This is a genomic window from Pseudoalteromonas sp. R3 (assembly GCF_004014715.1).
Taxonomy (GTDB): domain Bacteria; phylum Pseudomonadota; class Gammaproteobacteria; order Enterobacterales; family Alteromonadaceae; genus Pseudoalteromonas.
In genome coordinates, this window is sequence record NZ_CP034835.1 from 1302000 (window position 1) to 1321023 (window position 19024).

6 protein-coding genes, 1 pseudogene and 4 CRISPR repeat arrays are annotated in these 19024 nt (G+C 48.2%); of the genes and pseudogenes, 2 read left to right on the forward strand and 5 right to left on the reverse strand.

Features of this window, described 5'->3' with window-relative positions:
* Positions 1-44: 44 nt before the first annotated feature.
* Positions 45-1058, forward strand: a complete 1014-nt coding sequence (locus tag ELR70_RS10535) for a hypothetical protein (RefSeq protein WP_128064570.1) — start codon at positions 45-47, stop codon at positions 1056-1058.
* Positions 1055-1921 carry a CRISPR system precrRNA processing endoribonuclease RAMP protein Cas6 gene (gene cas6 / locus ELR70_RS10540; protein ID WP_054016564.1) on the forward strand — a complete coding sequence of 289 codons (867 nt, stop codon included), beginning with the start codon at positions 1055-1057 and terminating at the stop codon, positions 1919-1921. The genes ELR70_RS10535 and cas6 overlap by 4 nt, the downstream gene beginning before the upstream one ends.
* A gap of 580 nt (positions 1922-2501) precedes the next feature.
* A CRISPR array of direct repeats spans positions 2502-2730; the repeat unit is 33 nt; unit sequence GCTGCATTCCCCGCGCGAGAGGGGATTGAGACA.
* An 848-nt stretch (positions 2731-3578) separates the two neighbouring features.
* Positions 3579-4031: a CRISPR direct-repeat array (repeat unit 34 nt; unit sequence GCTGCATTCCCCGCGCGAGAGGGGATTGAGACAT).
* 2373 nt (positions 4032-6404) lie between these two features.
* A CRISPR array of direct repeats spans positions 6405-6763; the repeat unit is 32 nt; unit sequence GCTGCATTCCCCGCGCGAGAGGGGATTGAGAC.
* A gap of 2348 nt (positions 6764-9111) precedes the next feature.
* Here the strand turns inward: cas6 and ELR70_RS10545 are convergent.
* From ELR70_RS10545 to csm6 (ELR70_RS10565), 5 genes and pseudogenes are all read right to left on the reverse strand, one after another.
* Positions 9112-10141 (reverse strand): IS630 family transposase gene (locus tag ELR70_RS10545; protein WP_128064426.1). Its coding sequence is split into 2 segments (ribosomal slippage): positions 9112-9690 and positions 9692-10141, totalling 1029 coding nucleotides; the frame shifts between segments, so codons are not numbered across the junction.
* A gap of 119 nt (positions 10142-10260) precedes the next feature.
* Positions 10261-11232: pseudogene (locus ELR70_RS10550) on the reverse strand (transposase).
* Positions 11233-11707: 475 nt separating this feature from the next.
* A CRISPR array of direct repeats spans positions 11708-12081; the repeat unit is 34 nt; unit sequence GCTGCGTTCCCCGCACGAGAGGGGATTGAGACCC.
* A gap of 3204 nt (positions 12082-15285) precedes the next feature.
* A complete protein-coding gene (gene csm6, locus ELR70_RS10555) occupies positions 15286-16530 on the reverse strand; it encodes a CRISPR-associated ring nuclease Csm6 (RefSeq protein ID WP_164881445.1) in 1245 nt (414 codons plus the stop codon).
* Between the two features lie 194 nt (positions 16531-16724).
* Positions 16725-17945, reverse strand: a complete 1221-nt coding sequence (gene csx16, locus ELR70_RS10560) for a CRISPR-associated protein Csx16 (protein WP_082353113.1) — start codon at positions 17943-17945, stop codon at positions 16725-16727.
* A gap of 9 nt (positions 17946-17954) precedes the next feature.
* Complete coding sequence (gene csm6 / locus ELR70_RS10565; protein WP_054014220.1) at positions 17955-18974, reverse strand: CRISPR-associated ring nuclease Csm6; 1020 nt, start codon at positions 18972-18974, stop codon at positions 17955-17957.
* Positions 18975-19024 lie beyond the last annotated feature (50 nt).

Sequence of the window (19024 nt, forward strand, 5' to 3'; positions counted from 1 at the left end):
ATTACAACGCTAAGTACGCGCGCTTATCTGGCTGGAAGCGCTATGTGGCCCAGCCTGGGTTCAGCTCTAACTACACCGGGCCAAAGTCAGCAGATGAAGAGGAAAACACTGAGGTACAAAGTCAGCTCGAATTTGTAGCGGTAGGCACACAATTTCGGGGCCGGATTGTGTTTCATAACCTGCTCCCTGAGGAGTTGGGGGCGCTGTTGTGGACCATTAAGTTTGGCAAGCAAGCGGATGTATACCATCAGTTAGGACATGGTCGGAGCTTGGGAGCGGGCCTTGTTAAAATACAAGATCTGACCCTGAATAATGCTTATGCGGAGCAAAGCGCATCGCCCGAGGCACTAATAGATGGGTTTGAACAGCATATGAATGCACGACATCCACAGCAAGACACGCAAAGCTGGACGCACAGCCCGCAGATACAGCACCTGCTGGCGATGGCAAACCCGACACTGCATACTCAGCGGAACCTGCGTTATATCCCTTATGAACAAAAAGCGAAAGACAGTCAGTACAGACAGATCCAGAACAGTAAGGCGTCACTACCTGGGTTGACAGTGAATGACGAACTGTTAGGGCGGATGGAGTCGACTCAGGTCAGTGACACCGGCTCGGCGAGTTTTGCCAAAGGCCGACTCTGTGAGCTGGTCGATAAAAAGACCCAAGCCAGTACTTGGTTTAAAGATAAGCTCTTAAAGTCAAAGCGTTATGAAAGGGAGCGTGATGAAGCACTTGAAAGTCAGCGAGAGGCCGACAGAATCACCCAGTTGCAGTCTTCAAGCGGAGATCAGCGAGGGTTAGATGATGTACTGGCGCTGAGAGAAACACTCAAAACGGTGGAGAGACATGTACGACCTAGCTTAAATAGCAAGATTTTTGAGCTGCTGGGCCAAGTTGTTGAGGGCGAGATGTCATTGATTGCCGCGCAGGAACTGATAGCGATCGCCAGTGACGAAGATGTCTCTGATTACCTGAATGTAGGGAAAAAAAAGCAACGGGACTATCAAAGAAGACTCAAAGCGGCGCAGCAATTTGTGGAGCAAAGTACATGAATGCCTCTCTGAACGCGGTAGCCGGGCACTTTACCATTTTACCTCTGCGCCTGACGTTTAGGCTGGGGGCTGATTGCGAATTGCCGGTATTTAAAGGCAGTATGTGGCACGGCTGGCTGGGCCAGGCATTAAAAAGCCATGATGAGCATGCCTTTTTTGTGCTCTTTGGTGAACATGCCGAAGGCCAGCCCAAACCTTACTCGGTGGTGGTTGAAGATGATCAGCGCAGTCACTGGCGTAAAGGCGAGCTTATCCACTTTACCCTGTATTTGTTCGCAGAGGTATGCCAGCTGGCAGAGCGAATAGTTGATGCCTTACAGGCGGGCTGCCGCCTCGGGCTGGGCAAGGCCCGTACTCAGGTACAACTACTGAGTGTGGCCAGCCAAACACCCAGCGGGCTTAAACCGGGCATTCAGCCATCCGTCCTCGGCAGCTGGCTCACGCCAATAGATAGCGGGTTTTCTCAGGAAGTGGCACTGGAATTTGTGACCCCGTTAAGGCTCAAAGTGGCACAACAACAGCTGCGCAAGTCGCCACCGCTGGCCATTTTGTGCCAGCAAATAAAACGGCGGCTGACCTTGCTGACCCGCTTCTGGTTATGTGACGACAACACTTTGCTGCAAGGGTTACACCAGTCACTCCCGGTGCTGGGTCAGCATGAACACAGCGATTTTATGTATTTTGAAAACTGGCAGCGTTTTTCAAACAAACAACAGGCGCAGATCCCATTCGGCGGCATGAAAGGCCAATCCAGCTACTGCGGCGAAATAGCCGACGCCATCCCCTGGCTGCAACTGGGCGAGCTCATCGGCATCGGCGGCAAAACCACCTTCGGCCTCGGCCGCTATCGGTTAATCGCCTGATAAGCATTTGAATAAGCGCCAAGGCGCAACGCTCTTTAACAATTTGGAAATTGGATTGTCACCCGGCCCAAAGCTGTGAAAGCAGGGCCTGGTGATCCCTGTTTCTGGGATTAAGATGGATTGAACGCGTCCATACAGATTTTACCATCTTCATTAGGATACTCCCCGTTTGATAGGCTGAGAGCCGCCCGGAAAAAGCACTGCGTTTTCAGGCTCGACGGTGAGGCCTTGGATGGTCGATTCTGGCGAACGCACAACTTAGCGCTTCATGGACGAATCAAAGTGCACATTACTGACCCATTGGACGCTCCCCGTTTAACTATCCAGCTTCGAGCACCGTAATGACCAACGACTCATCGTCATTCCGCACTTGATGCGGAATCTACCGTCAGACAACGCCGTTTGCGCTAACCTGTGGTTCTCACTAAAACCCCGGGAGGTTAGCGCTCGTATAAGCTCATGTTTATTGTGAGATTATGGAAGTTGGCTGCTTAGAGAGCTGCTGCTTGGGTTGGTTTTGAGCGAGGTTAGCGCAAAAGTCGGCTTTAGGCCTTGTAATATTTGGGCTGAGGAGCAGTCCGCTGCATTCCCCGCGCGAGAGGGGATTGAGACACCTTTCGTTCTGCGTAATAATGCTGGTCGCAATGCTGCATTCCCCGCGCGAGAGGGGATTGAGACCAGTTCAGTTGCTATAGGTCAAAAAGAATTGCCGCTGCATTCCCCGCGCGAGAGGGGATTGAGACACACCGCTGGAACTAAAACAGGTGGGGTATGTTGCTGCATTCCCCGCGCGAGAGGGGATTGAGACAAGAAGCCAAAGAGGCTACGATTGTTACCTACAGTTTGATATTCTCAGGTGTAAGCGCGAGGCAATGGACGCCGATTCTGGCGAACGCGCCACTTGGCACTTCATGGACGAATCAATGTGCACATTATTGAACTATTTGGACATTCCCCGCTTGATAGGGGATTAAGACCGAATGTTTTTACTGTATACAGCAAAAGCTTTATTGTTTGGATACTCCCTGCTTTTGGATCGTGATTACCAACCATTCACAGTCATTCCGCACTCGCTGCGGAATCTACCAACAAGCAACTCGGAAATAGCGTTGTGATTAGGCTGGCAGTCGCAACCGAACATCTATTTGCTTGTAAGCAGATACCGGATCAAGTCCGGTATGACGGCGGTGTGGGAGTTTGATTCGGTGCAGAGGTTTGGCAATTGGTAAGGACTGACAAACTGAATAATACTAGTGATTTATCCACCGCCCGAGCCCACGGCAGGCAAGAATTCTGAAAGGAAGGGTTTGGATGCTCCCCGTTTTATAGGGGATTAAGACGTTAGTGGTACCATCAACAAAGGCATATAACGCGAGTTTGGATACTCCCCGTTTGACCATTTTGCTTTGTGCACAATGATTGCCTACTACTCACCGTCATTCCGCACTTGATGCGGAATCTACCTTCAGACAACGCCGTTTGCGCTAACCTGTGGTTTTCACGAAAACCCCGGGAAGTTAGCGCTCGAGTAAGTTCATGTTTATTATCATATTGTGTAATTTTGATATGCAGAATGCGTCTGCTTTGGTCAAAACTGACCGAGGTTAGCGCAAAAGTCTGTTTATGGCTTCGTAATATAAGGGCTTTAGAGCAGACTGCTGTATTCCCCGCGCGAGAGGGGATTGAGACATCACGGTCCTCACCATTATTTAGGTTCTTGACCCGCTGCATTCCCCGCGCGAGAGGGGATTGAGACATTTATTGGGTGTGGGCGCCGACAGCATTGAGATAGCTGCATTCCCCGCGCGAGAGGGGATTGAGACATCTCGTTCAAACCAGTGTGTTGTGTAAATACGGCTGCATTCCCCGCGCGAGAGGGGATTGAGACACCGTCCCTAAACCAATCTGATTCGACGTATACGCTGTGCTCCCCGCACGAGAGGGGATTGAGACCTCCCCATGAACGCGATAACCAGCGCCATACCGGCTGTACTCCCCGTTTGATAGGGGGTTCAGACTTTTGAGTCGCTTTCCACTCCTCTGCTAATTGAACGTTTGGCTAACGTGTCATCATTGGCTGTATTCCCCGCACGAGAGGGGATTAAGACGTTTCTGGGTATTCGTGACAGTATGTCGGATAAGAGTTTGGATGCTCCCCGGTTGATAGGGGATTAAGACATCAGCGATTCTTGACCAATTTTGATCTATTACGGTTGGACGCTCCCCGGTTGATAGGGGGTTAAGACAACATGGCACATCTGGCATATCTCGATAATTACGGCTGCGTTTCCCGTACGAGAGGGGATTGAGACTTTTTAGCCAAGAAACGCCTTTGCTACAGAGTTTGCTGCATTCCCCGCACGCGAGGGGATTAAGACGACTTTTTCTTAACTGGGGCAACAAGGTGTTTATTGTTTGGATATTCCCGTTTGATAGGGAGTTAAGACTCGTCTTGGTCTTCTTCATAGTCTTCGTCTCGAAGACTTTCAGTTGATATGGTGTATACAGCTTAAACAGAACAACACCTCAGCAGTGCATATTGCACTCGAAACTGAGTTTATCTGCATACAATACCTTTTTGCGCTAACCCTTGGTTCTCACGAAAACCCGGGTGGGTTAGCGTTCTTGTAAGTTAATGTTTATTATTACATTGTATGGTTTAGATACGCAGCATGCGCTTATTTGGGTCCTGTTTGAGCTAGGTTAGCGCTTCATGGACGAATCAATGTGCACATTACTGACCTACTTGATATTCCCCGCTTGATAGGGGGTTAAGACAAATAAACCTGAATTAAAAAGTACGGAGACATGCTTGGATACTCCCCGTTTGATAGGGGGTTAAGACACTCCGCTATTTAGAACATTACGAAAGACATCGTCTGGTTGGATACTCCCCGTTTGACTATCCAGCTTTTTACACAGTGCTTGCCAACCACTCACCGTCATTCCGCACTTGATGCGAAATCTACCTTCAGACAACGCCGTTTGCGCTAACCTGTGGTTCTCACGAAAACCCCGGGAGGTTAGCGCAAAAGCAGGTTTCTGGCCTTGTGATATATAGGTTGTGGAGCAGACCGCTGCGTTCCCCGCACGAGAGGGGATTGAGACGTTTTTTCGTACAACCAGCTTTCAACGGTCTTCGCTGTGTAGTGGTCAACTAATCCCGGACAGTAAATAAAGTTTTTCTTCCGCAGCAGCTGGCGCGATCATTTCATTGTTGCTGTGTGGCCTTTGCCAGTTGTAGTAGTCCGTTTAATTGATGTTTATCTTACCAATACCAGTTTGGATACTCCCCGTTTGATAGGGGATTAAGACTGTCTTAAGAACTGCTTATCCTCTTCAGGTGTATGTTTGGATACTCCCCGTTTGATAGGGGATTAAGACCTCTTTTTGGCTTAGAGAGTATCGGCGTTTAAGTTTGGATACTCCCCGTTTAATAGGGGATTAAGACGCTACCAGCCAGTCGAATTGCGTTATGTCTGTTAGTTTGGATACTCCCCGTTTGATAGGGGATTAAGACCGAATGTTTTTACTGTATACCGCAAAAGCTTTATTGTTTGGATACTCCCTTGCTTTTGTGCAACGTGATTACCAACCATTCACAGTCATTCCGCACTCGCTGCGGAATCTACCAACAAGCAACTCGGAAATAGCGTTGTGATTAGACTAGCAGTCGCAACCGAACATCTATTTGCCCGTAAACAGATACCGGATCAAGTCCGGTATGACGGCGGTGTGGGAGTTTGATTCGATGCAGAGGCTTGGCAATTGGTAAGGACTGACAAACTGAATAATACTAGCGACTTATCCACTGTCCGAGTCCACGGCTGGCAAGGCCTCAGAAAGTAAGGGTTTGGATACTCCCCGTTTGATAGGCTGAGAGCCGCCCGGGAAAAGCACCGCTTTTTCAGGCTCGAAGGTGAGGCCTTGGATGGCCGATTCTGGCGAATGCACCACTTACTGCTTCATGGATGAATCAATGTGCACATTATTGACCTACTGGATACTCCCCGTTTGATAGGGGATTAAGACTTACTAAACTCAGTATTGAAAGTCCCTGAGACAGGTGGTTTGGATGCTCCCCGTTTGATAGGCTGAGAGCCGCCCGGAAAAAGCACCGCTTTTTCAGGCTCGAAGGTGAGGCCTTGGATGGCCGAACAGGTTAGCGCTTCATGGACGAATTACCTGCACATTACAGACCTATTGGATACTTCCCTCGTGACTATCCAGTTTTGTGCACAGTGATGATCAACCACTCACCGTCATTCCGCACTTGATGCGGAATCTACCTTCAGACAACGCCGTTTGCGCTAACCTGTGGTTCTCACGAAAACCCCGGGAGGTTAGCGCTCGTGTAAGCTTATGTTTATTATGATATTGTGTAACTTTGATATGCAGATTGCGTCTGCTTTGGTCAAATTTGACCGAGGTTAGCGCAAAAGCAGGTTTCTGGCCTTGTGATATATGGGCTGAGGAGCAGGCCGCTGCATTCCCCGCGCGAGAGGGGATTGAGACATTTTCCAGGTGATTGGTATAGGCCTGCTCCAGCGCTGCATTCCCCGCGCGAGAGGGGATTGAGACATTATCATGTATTGAGAGTAGGAAAGCGTTGGGTGCTGCATTCCCCGCGCGAGAGGGGATTGAGACCATGAGTGGGCGGCGATTATCGAAAAAAAATGGGCTGCATTCCCCGCGCGAGAGGGGATTGAGACCAGGTGCCAGCGCTGGGTAGCCGAATCTCGCACGCTGCATTCCCCGTGCGAGAGGGGATTGAGACGCCTGACGATGTAGTCACCGACAACCGGCGCTTGCTGCATTCCCCGCTTGATAGGGGATTAAGACCGAATGTTTTTACTGTATACAGCAAAAGCTTTATTGTTTGGATACTCCATGCTTTTGGATCGTGATTACCAACCATTCACAGTCATTCCGCACTCGCTGCGGAATTTACCAGCAAGCAACTCGGAAATAGCGTTGTGATTGGACTGGCTGTCTCAACCGAACATTCTATTTGCCTGTAAGTAGATACCGGATCAGGTCTGGTATGACAGAGGCGGAGTATTTGGTTTTGTGCTGAGGTTTGGCAATTGATAATGATTGACAAACTGAATAATACTTACTACTTATCCACCGTCCGAGCCCACGGCTGGCAAGAACTCTGAAAGCAAGGGTTTGGATGCTCCCCGTTTGATAGGGGATTAAGACTTTAAACAACAGAACTAAAAGAAAAACAAATTCTGGTTGGATGCTCCCTGTTTGATAGGGGATTAAGACACTGAATTTTATCACCGCTATCACAAGTTTTTTTGTTGGATGCTCCTCGTTTGATAGGCTGAGAGCCGCCCGGAAAAAGCACTGCTTTTTCCGGCTCGAAGGTGAGGCCCTGGATGGCCGAACTGGTTAGCGCTTCATGGATAAATCAATGTGCACATTATTGACCTACTGGATGCTCCCCGGTTGATAGGGGATTAAGACCAAAGATATACCGTTCAGTTGCCTCTACTGTTTCTGGTTGGATGCTCCCCGTTTGATAGGCTGAGAGCCGCCCGGAAAAAGCACCGCTTTTTCAGGCTCGAAGGTGAGGCTTTGGATGGCCGATCCTGGCGAACGCGCCACTTAGCGCTTCATGGGCGAATCAAAGTGCACATCGCTGACCTATCGGATATTTGCTACCACCGTTAAGCCATTAACTGAATAACTCAAGCAGGGTAAAAAGTTATCTACAGAATTAATAATCAAATCTGATTACTCGGCATCAGCTCATAAACCTGACAAATGTTTATGTATCTGAAGTGAGTAAGTCATTACGGCTATCCACAAATCAATCGTTCAAAAGGATAGTGGAAAGAATAAGCTGTAGATTGTCATCATTATTTTTTATCAATTTCAATTGGATAGTTAGAAAAGTGGATAAGAATATGACAAACTCATCGGTACTGACAGGGTTGGCTTTTTGGGCAATAATACAACTTATTGAAAGTTAATTATAAATATATTATTGATGTAAGTAATCTCGCAATTTTTTTGTAAGATATTGACACTTAATGACAAACTGAACAATACTAGTGACTTATCCACCGCCCGAGCCCACGGCTGGCAAGGCCTCTGGAAGTAAGGGGTTGGATGCTCCCCGTTTGATAGGCTGAGAGCCGCCCGGAAAAAGCACCGCTTTTTCAGGCTCGAAGGTGAGGCCCTGGACGGCCGATTCTGGCGAACGCACCACTTACTGTTTCATGGACGAATCAATGTGCACATTATTGAACTATTGAATACTCCCAGTTTGATAGGGGATTAAGACAATTTTAAAACTGTAGCCTTCAAAGTGTTGAACTGGTTGGATGCTCCCCGTTTGATAGGCTGAGAGCCGCCCGGAAAAAGCACTGCTTTTTCCGGCTCGAAGGTGAGGCTTTGGATGGCCGAACCTGGCGAACGCGCCACTTAGCGCTTCATGGGCGAATCAAAGTGCACATCGCTGACCTATAGGATATTTGCTACCACCGTTAAGCCATTAACTGAATAACTCAAGCAGGGTAAAAAGTTATCTACAGAATTAATAATCAAATCTGATTACTCGGCATCAGCTCATAAACCTGACAAATGTTTATGTATCTGAAGTGAATAAGTCATTACGGCTATCCACAAATCAATCGTTCCAAAGGATAGTGGAAAGAATAAGCTGTAGATTGTCATCGTTATTTGTTATCAACTTCAGGGGATTGAGACATCCATAAAGAATTAGGCCAAATAGTGCAGAATGCTGTATTCCCCGCGCGAGAGGGTATTGAGACACACTGCGCAACCTGTCAGGATCTCCATGATATAGCTGCATTCCCCGCACGAGAGGGGATTGAGACTCTGGTTATTTTTTTCAGTCATCAAATTACTCATGCTGCATTCCCCGCGCGAGAGGGGATTGAGACCCACGCTGAGACAACGTGCTCCCACTCGATACGGCTGCATTCCCCGCGGAAAAAACACAAAAACAAAGAAAAACACAAAAACAAAGAAAAACACAAAAACAAAGACACCCAGCCTTACTTGTTCTAGTTACCGGTCCATTGACTATGAATACGATTGCTTCTGCGAATAAAAAGCGAAAAGTTTCAGTAGTCAGATTGTACGGATGAGTAACTCCAGCTGAAACAGTAGTTATTTGGTGTTTTTGAGCATGGTTATACCATTTTGACTAATTAACTGGTCAGATTTATCCAGTCCCTGAAGCACAATGATTTCACCCTGTCAGCACATGAGATAAACGCATTCCATGCTTCGCTGACCTGATCCAGAATGTCATCGTAGTTTGCAAAGGTTCTGTTTGATAACTTATGTTGTCTGAGCCAACTCCACACTTGTTCTATGGGGTTTAACTCTGGAGAATAAGGTGGCAGCCTAATGATCACTACATTCTCCAGGCCTTTTACCAAACCATCTTTGAAGTGCCAGGCTGCGCGATCCATGACGACCACAGCCATTCTTCCTGGTTGAGTCCTTTGTGATATTTGCTCCAGGTGAGAATACATGACTTCTTTATTCACTATAGGTGAGATGAGTGCTTCTGTTTCACCAGTTTTTGGACACACTGCACCAAATAGATAGGCATATTCGAATTGTTGCTGCTTTACAACTCTTGGACGTGAGCCTTTTTCAGCCCAAACTTTTGTTGTCGAAGTTTGCTGACCAAATCGTGCTTCGTCCTGAAACCACACATCAATGCGTTCAGGAAGCAGGTGTCCCGGGGTGTGAAGGATCGTTTCCAGCTCGAAGTTTTTTAAAAGCTTCTTGGTGAGCCTGGTTTCCTTTAGGGTGGATTGACCGGCTGCTGATCCATGAGAAGTTTTGTCTTTTCAACAATCTGTGAACAGCTGATAACTCGTACTCAATGTGAAAAGACTCAGATATATACTGCTGAATATCTTCTAATGTTAGCCGACCACCTTCCGTGCGGTCTATAGAGTCGAGTACATATGCTTTAAGCTGCTTCAGTTGTGCACCATCCAGTTTGCAAGGACGGCCCGAGCGAGGCAGGTCTTCCAGGCCCTCTAATCCATAATCGAGATAGTCTTTGACCCATTTGTTTACGCTAGTACGACTGACCTTTAAATATTCAGCAATCTGATAGCGAGATTTACCTTCAAAGAAATGAGCCAGTGCGAGTATACGCACTTTCTTTCTTGGGTCTTTAGTCTGTTTGGAGAGCTTAATAAATTCAGAGGGCTGCAAAATCACTATCACAACGATGAAAATTGGATTTTGATATTAGATCATAAATTTAATCAAATTGGTATTAAGCTCTGCCAGAGCGCGGCAGTCATCATATGTAATTCAGATAATGGCTTGTTCTACCCCAATAAGCGCTCACAATTAGCCAGATTGGGTCGTCGCTTTTTTTGCAGGTGCTCACAGTATTCAGTCACGGCTTGCTGTCTGCCGACTGCACCGTGGAACACTTTGGTAAATCGTGTGGTGAGTTTTAGCCAGTTTTCAGGCTCTATTTGCAATCTGGTGAGGATAGGGTGGGCATCGCAGATATGACCTCGCTTGTCTGCACGAATGCATCGGCCTGTTAGCTCAACCAGCTCAATATAGTATTTAAGCTCAAAGGGTAATCCTTTGGGCATATCCTGCCTTGGGTTGCCAGCAAAGCGCAGAAGGCTATTTGGTTGTTTGCCATGCTGTGCGTGTTCAATGCGTTTTTTGATACTGGTGAACTCAGAAGTTTCCGGTGTGGCGGCCATTTTGGCCCGGATAGGGTTCAGGTCAACGTAGGCCATGCAGGCGGCAAGGGCAGCTTCATCGAGCAATGCCTGAGACTTAAACCGGCCTTCCCAGAACCGACCTGTACAGCAATCTTCTTTATTCGCACGACGAGCAATGTCTTCGTTCAGTACGCGCATAAACCAGCTAATACTGGCCAGTCTTTCGCGGTATTTGTCGATAATATCGTCGAGCATAATACGTTCGGATGGAGTGAGTTCGTTACCTTCCACGAATTAGTGTGTCAGCCAATTTCCCTTAAACAACTTGTGCCAGCGTATGACGATAGCTTTGTCATGCAATCGATTGGCTTTTTTATCGTCCACATACATAACAATGTGAGTATGGTTGCTCATCACAGCGTAAGCGCAAATATCAATGCAGAAAATACTTGCCAGCAGAAGTAGTTTTTCTTCAACCCATCCTCGGCGATGTTCATAAGATTGGCCTGTTAATGGGTCTTCGCCGCATAAAAAGGCACGCCTTACGCAGCGAGAGATGCAATGGTAGTATTTTGTGTCAACCAAACTGACCTGGCTTTTCCGTGCCGCTGGCATTTGCTTCGTCCTTATCCTTGGATCAGATGAAAAGCATAGGCGAGGGGAGTATGACAGACAAGTTTTTGGTTGGGTGTCTGTCATTTCGCTTTTGATTGAAACCATTCTTGTTAGCCATGTATGGTTTGGATACTCCCCGTTTGATAGGGGATTAAGACGATAAGGCAATAAGCGTATCATGTGTTTGGCGAAGGTTTAGATACACCCCGTTTGACTATCCAGCTTTTTACACAGTGCTTGCTAACCACTCACCGTCATTCCGCACTTGATGCGGAATCTACCTTCAGACAACTCCATTTGCGCTAACCTGTGGTTCTCACTAAAACCCCGGGAGGTTAGCGCTCATGTAAGCTCATGGTTATTATCATATTGTGTAATTTTGATATGCAGAATGCGTCTGCTTTGGTCAAAATTGACCGAGGTTAGCGCAAAAGCAGGTTTCTGGCCTTGTGACATGTTGGCTGAGGAGCAGACCGCTGCGTTCCCCGCACGAGAGGGGATTGAGACCCACAATATAATCGCCAATATATAACCGATAGTGGCTGCGTTCCCCGCACGAGAGGGGATTGAGACATGACGTCATCGTTTTTTGTGATAGGTATGCCGGCTGCGTTCCCCGCACGAGAGGGGATTGAGACCCCACTCTTCTGCAGTTAAACTATGCCACTACATTGACCACTACACTCCCCGTTTGATAGGGGATTAAGACTTATTAGGTAGCTTGGTGTTGAAGCCTTTTTCGAAGTTTGGATACTCCCCGGTTGATAGGGGATTAAGACTGATCTTATCCAGCTCTTCTATGTAAGCTATTAATGTTTGGATGCTCCCCGTTTGATAGGGTGAACGCCGCTCGGAAAAAGCACCGCTTTTTCAGGCTCGAAGGTGAAGCACTGGATGGGCGAACTGGTTATAGCTTCATGGATGAATTACCTGCACACTATCAAACTGTTTAACTGCATTCCCCGCCCGAGAGGGGATTAAGACCTCTTTTCTTGGTTTTACCAATTGACTTTCTTTCGTTTGGACGCTCCCCGGTTGATAGGGGATTAAGACAAGAAGCCAAAGAGACTGCGGTTGTTACCTACAGTTTGATATTCCCGGGTGTAAGCGCGAGGCAATGGACGCCGATTCTGGCGAACGAGCCACTTGGCGCTTCATGGACGAATCAATGTGCACATTGTTGAACTATTGGACATTCCCCGTTTGATAGGGGATTAAGACGCTATACCTGACGAATGAGAGAGTAGCTCTTCTATGTTTGGATACTCCCCGTTTGATAGGCTGAGGGCCGCCCGGAAAAAGTACCGCTTTTTCAGGCTCGAAGGTGAGGCTTTGGATGGCCGATCCTGGCGAACGCGCCACTTAGCGCTTCATGGGCGAATCAAAGTGCACATCGCTGACCTATCGGATATTTGCTACCACCGTTAAGCCATTAACTGAATAACTCAAGCAGGGTAAAAAGTTATCTACAGAATTAATAATCAAATCTGATTACTCGGCATCAGCTCATAAACCTGACAAATGTTTATGTATCTGAAGTGGGTAAGTCATTACGGATATCCACAAATCAATCGTTCCAAAGGATAGTGGAAAGAATAAGCTGTAGATTGTCATCATTATTTTTTATCAATTTCAATTGGATAGTTAGAAAAGTGGATAAGAATATGACGAACTCATCGGTACTGACAGGGTTGGTTTTTTGGGCAATAATGCAACTTATTGAAAGTTAATTATAAATATATTATTGATGTAAGTAATCTCGCAATTTTTTTGTAAGATATTGACACTTACTGACAAACTGAACAATACTAGTGACTTATCCACCGCCCGAGCCCACGGCTGGCAAGGCCTCTGGAAGTAAGGGGTTGGATGCTCCCCGTTTGATAGGGGATTAAGACAATGTTCTACTCCACCGAACCAAGCAATAATTATTGGTTGGATGCTCCCCGTTTGATAGGGGATTAAGACACGGTACCACGCTTCAAGTCCACATCGAGTCCCGGTTGGATGCTCCCCGTTTGATAGGGGATTAAGACCTTCAGCGGCTCGCCGCATGAATTCCAGTAAGCCGGTTGGATGCTCCCCGTTTGATAGGGGATTAAGACAGATGCTATTTGTTTTTGAGGCATTTCGTGCACTTGGTTGGATGCTCCCCGTTTGATAGGGGATTAAGACTAAGCTTTGTTTAAATGCTTACCAACTGCTCTCTGGTTGGATGCTCCCCGTTTGATAGGGGATTAAGACATTTCCACTAGTGTCTACCCCAAAGCCATCCTCTGGTTGGGTGCTCCCCGTTTGATAGGGGATTAAGACAAAAAAGGTTAGAGCTATGGTGCTTGAACTTTTCAGGTTGGATGCTCCCCGTTTGATAGGGATTAAGACTTCATTATCAGGCTCCCAACACGATAATAACCGGTTGGATGCTCCCCGTTTGATAGGGGGTTAAGACCGATGAATGCACTCCAGGTCATACCAAATGCAGTGGTTGGATGCTCCCCGTTTGATAGGGGATTAAGACCGAATGTTTTTACTGTATACAGCAAAAGCTTTATTGTTTGGATACTCCCTGCTTGTGGATCGTGATTACCAACCATTCACAGTCATTCCGCACTCGCTGCGGAGTCTACAAGCAAGCAACTCGGAAATAGTTTTGTGATTAGACTGGCAGTCTCAACCGAACATCTCTTTGCCTGTAAGCAGATACCGGATCAAGTCCGGCATGACAGAGGAGGGGTATTTGGTTCAGTGCGAAGGTTTGGCAATTGGTACTAACTGACAAACTGAACAATACTAGTGACTTACCCACCGCCCGAGCCCACGGCTGGCAAGGCCTCTGAAAGTAAGGGTTTGGATACTCCCCGTTTGATGGGGGATTAAGACTTATCGGTAGGTTTCTCCGGGGCGGGACTTCTTTGTTTGGATACTCCCCGTTTAATGGGGATTAAGACAATTGGTTTAGCTGCTGAAACTTCTGGCTCTGTGTGTGGACGCTCCCCGATAGGCTGAGAGCCGCCCGGAAAAAGCACCGCTTTTTCAGGCTCGAAGGTGAGGCCTTGGATGGTGGAACTGGATACTGCTTCATGGACGAATCAATGCGCACATTATTGAACTATTGAATACTCCCAGTTTGATAGGGGATTAAGGCAACCAAGCGTGGCCCATTTCATGATAAGCTGTTTGTTTGGATACTCTCCGTTTGATAGGGGATTAAGACCACTCCCGCGGCTTCTTGATTAAACTTCCCATCTGTTTGGATACTCCCCGTTTGATAGGGGATTAAGACATCAAACCACTGTGCAGATGGGGTCAGGTCAATTTGTTTGGATACTCCCCGTTTGATAGGCTGAGAGTCGCCCGGAAAAAGCACCGCTTTTTCAGGCTCGAAGGTGAGGCCTTGGATTGCCGAACAGGTTAGCGCTTCATGGACGAGTCAATGTGCACATTATTGACCTACTGGATACTCCCCGTTTGATAGGGGATTAAGACTTTTGGAAAGTTCCTCCATTTATGGAGTAACTCGGTTGGATGCTTCCCGTTTGATAGGGGATTAAGACAAGAAGCCAAAGAGGCTACGGTTGTTACCTACAGTTTGATATTCCCAGGTGTAAGCGCGAGGCAATGGACGCCGATTCTCGCGAACGCGCCACTTGGCGCTTCACGGACGAATCAATGTGCACATTATTGAACTGTTTAACTGCACCCCCGAGCGAGAGGGGATTAAGACTAAAAGTGCCACTTGGAATGGCATTTGAACAGGCTATTGGATACTCCCCGTTTGATAGGGGATTAAGACCCTTCCCATCTTCCTTGAATAGCCTGTATTCTCTGGTTGGACACTCCCCATTTGATAGGGGATTAAGACTCATTTGAACGTGAGGCACCGTCAAAAACAGCGATTCGCGCTGGTGATAGCGATGATTTAGCTTTGGGTTAGTGCATTTGTTGAGGGAGCTGCGGTTTGCTGACCAGGTTTACCGGCGCATGGCCGGTATGTGTGGTTTTGGCAGATATGTAAGCGTGTGGATATTGTCGGTTAATAACGCGCCTTGGTTTCTATCCGGATCCGATAATGATGAAGGGGATGCGATAGAAGCTACCCTGGGTGCGCTTTTCTGAGGTTTCGCCGCCGCTATCGGTATTTGGGTGTGGCAGAATAATATTAACCAGTGTCATTGGTAGCTGGCGTTGCAGTATGGTTTTTAAATCATTCCTGCGACTGTCGAACATGGAGAGTGTCATGCCCTTGTTTACTAAATCATTCAGCGTTTTGTGGGTAAATTTTTTGCAGACAGCGTCATTTTGAGTGAGTGCGTTTACTTTGTTGGCAGGTGACATGCTGTCACGATAGTCGGTGTCGGTGACAAACAATGCCAGTGCTTTTAAAAAGTTGTCAGCCAGTTTTTGCGGCAGCTCTGGATCTGCTTTGATATTGACTGCTGAGGGGCGTTTTATCTCGCTTTGTTCTCCCTGATGTGCACACATCAGTAAGAAGACGTATTCCATCAGGTTGTCACTAAAGTCGACTTTAAAGTCATTGATCATTAAACAGGCATCGTTGAAGTGTGCATAAAGCGTCAGGTTGATGCTGTCCGGATTGGTGGCCAGTTGTACCTGAGCGACCAGATCGGCATAGTCCATATCATTAAACAGCTGGATCTGCGCAGGCGAGAACAGGCTGCGCAGGCTGACGAACGGGATTTCCGAGAGGGTGACTTGTGCATCCCGGCAGTCGAACTGCTCGCCATTGCGGTTTTCAATCAGTTTTGATGCGCTGGTGGGAAAGTAAAAGTCGGGCAGGTATTCGTATTGTTCTGAGACCAGTACATGGCTGAGCCGGTCAAAGGGGCGGCCAAAAATACTCATAGCGTAGCCCAGGTAAAAGGTCATGGTTTTGCGCCCGCCAGCAATAGAGGTATGCAGCCGGGTGTCTGGGTCGCTGCACAGTTTCGCGACTTCTTTAACAATAAAATTGGCCAGTGCCTGCTGATCGGCTTCGCTGCGGGTGTCGTCCATTGCCTGCTTATCCGCATCCGATACGGCCAGTATGTTGTCTTCAGTCAGGTAAACTGGGGGTTTACCAAGTTCGTCGCATAACTGTTTAAGCTGGCCCGGCGTGCCATCTGGCCGTGGGGTGAGCAGGCCTTTGATAGCGGCCTGTTTTCCCTTTTTAGTGGTGATGATCACAATCTTGTGTGGCCAGTCGAGCTGGCTCTGCGCTATCCCGTACAGGGTTTCAGTGATCACCTGGGGTGCCAGTCCGGTAACGGCCAGCAGTGTGGTACTGGTTGGATGCGTCATGGTGTTTCCTTCTCTTGTGTTTGCCTGGTGGCATTGCATATCCCTCACTTGGCGTAATACGTCATTACAATATCAGGGGCATTAATCTCCTTTTAACGGAGCTGGCAAAGTATCACCACCCGCCTGCGTTATGGTAACGCTGTGCGGGTGTTAAGCGAGTATCCGCCATCCAATAGGGGTTTGCAATGGCCCTCCTAGGCGTCGATTTGTTTAAATGTAACCTGGTAGCTCTGGGGGATACCTTGGTTGTTAAAGTACTGGACATGACATTGGTTGTGTAACGTGGCCAGACAGGCGCCCATACTCGCGGGCACCTGGCCTGCTGTGTTATCAATACAGATTGCGCGCTCCGATATGCCAAGGGCCTGCAGGCGGTTGATCTGGTGTTCAATCTCAGTGTAATAACTGGCAATGGAGTCTTTATCTAAGCGCCCTCTGGCAACTTCAACCTGACAGTGTTCGCGATCCACATAATGCCGCAACAGCGCTGCCAGCAGTTCGGCATGAGGTGTCTTACCATCCTGACTGATGTGCAGTTGTTCTGAGCAGATCAGCACGACATGGCGCAGTGTCGGGTGGTGTGCCAGTATTGCGCGTAGCGCCTGCTGCCAGTTAAAGGGGGCTCTGATCCCGTGTTGGGTTTTAAACCGGGTGATGGCCTCAATGTCATGTGCCAGGTTTGAGGTCAGTGTTAAGGATTCTGCACCGTCCGGATGCGACAGCTCGCACTGTCTGTCGTTAAACGTCAGGCGGTAGCCGCCGCCCAGAGGCGAAGCGGTGAGGATCAACGCCTCGCACCTTGGCAGGGCATGGGTTCTGTTCAGATGGCGCACTTTGATAAAACTGAACCCCAGATAGGCGCTCAGCGCCGAGCTTATCAGTAAGATGAGCAGGCTCACTATACTGGCCTGGCTGTCGAATGCCGCCGTGGTGGCAGGGGTGGCCAGTTGCTGATACAAAAAGTAGCTCTGATCGCCCAGCCAGGCGATGCAGATCAGCGAGATCATAGCAAACATAAAGGCGGTTAAACGTCGCACTGATAGCGATTGCAGGTAAAAGCGCTGCATGCTCTGGCTCAGCGTTCTCAGCGTCTGCCGGATCCTGAGCAGGTGTTTTTGATACCAGAATGAGTAAGGGTCGCAGACGCGATAAAGCTGCACCCGCACGGCAAAGCGTTCCAGTTCTTTGGCACTGAGTTCCTGACCACGTAAATGTTCCGGCAGGTCCAGTGTTAAGTGGTAATACTCGCCACCTCTGAGGTTGATTTGAGCAACCAGGTGCACGGGCAGCGTACCATAGACTTTGTCACCCGCTACCAGCATATCCGGCACCAGGTGGGTCAGAAAATGGTCGATGGACAGGTGCTGCTCTGCCCAGGCAATCGCTCCGGCATGGCGGCTGACAAAGTAATTCATAACAAGCTCCTAAGACTGAGTGGTAATGCGTGATAAGGACAGGGGCACTTTGTATCGCCGGTGATGACCTTGTTTGGCACAGAGTGTGATGGCAATTTGTTCGCTAAGCTGTTTGCCAAAGCCACTTAAAAAACTGCGCTTTATTCGCGATTTTCGCTCCGAAAAAAAATTGGCGTCCATGCCAAAGCCTGTGTCGTGACAAAACGTCTTGGCCCTCAATTCGGCTTCCACCTCGTCTGCCCTGAGCCAGTCAACCAGGGTTCGATATTCCTCAATAAAGGTGTTGGCATATTCAGGCTCCGGTTGATTGCGAACGGGTGCCCGCACGCTCCCCTGTTGCTGTATTTGCTGTTTGATAAACCAGATATAAAAGGTCAGATCTATGGGTCTTAGCCGGGTAATGAGCTCGCCGAGCTGAACGCTGTGTGTTTGGGGAGCGAGTACCAACAGATGCTCATTTTTAACGGTATTCAGACTTTGTACTACATCCTGATAACTGGTGTGTTGATCCAGCAAAGCGGCCGGTAATTCATCGCGCATGCGGACAAAAGGTATGGTGACCAAAGCCGGGGCAGGATCGCCGGTGTTGCCCGGTAATATATGGCTGAGCGTGTCGCCAAGGCGGGCAAACAGGCTCATGGCATAACCCATAAAAAAGGTCAGTGTTTTGCGTGCGCCGCTCAGAGAAGCATGCACCTGCTGGCTTGCTATGGTGCATTCGCTTTGAATAGCTCGGGTGATAAAATCGGCCATAGCATCGTGCTGAGCTGCGGTGGTGGGTTCACTCATCGCCTGGCCGTGTTCGTCACTGATCACTTGTATGTCGGCCAGGTCAAATTCAACCGGGCCAAGCTGGAGCTGATCGGCCAGTGCGCCATCGGATGCGGCTTCGTGAAGGGCATGATAGCCTCGCAAGGTGGTGATCACTTTTAACGTGTCTATGTGTTGTCCACGGTGCCTGAGTGCACTGAGTGTTTGCGCGATAAGCTTAATGTTGGTATCGGCGACAACCAGCAGTAGTTGTTTCATATCAAATCTCCTGTTTGATGTTTTTGTGCTGCAAAACATTGCGGAGCAAA

Bases quoted from the DNA above. Each gene is read 5' to 3' on its own strand.
- csm6 (WP_164881445.1), bottom strand. From the start codon at position 16,530: ATGACGCATCCAACCAGTACCACACTGCTGGCCGTTACCGGACTGGCA.
- csm6 (WP_054014220.1), bottom strand. From the start codon at position 18,974: ATGAAACAACTACTGCTGGTTGTCGCCGATACCAACATTAAGCTTATC.
- cas6 (WP_054016564.1), top strand. From the start codon at position 1,055: ATGAATGCCTCTCTGAACGCGGTAGCCGGGCACTTTACCATTTTACCT.
- csx16 (WP_082353113.1), bottom strand. From the start codon at position 17,945: ATGAATTACTTTGTCAGCCGCCATGCCGGAGCGATTGCCTGGGCAGAG.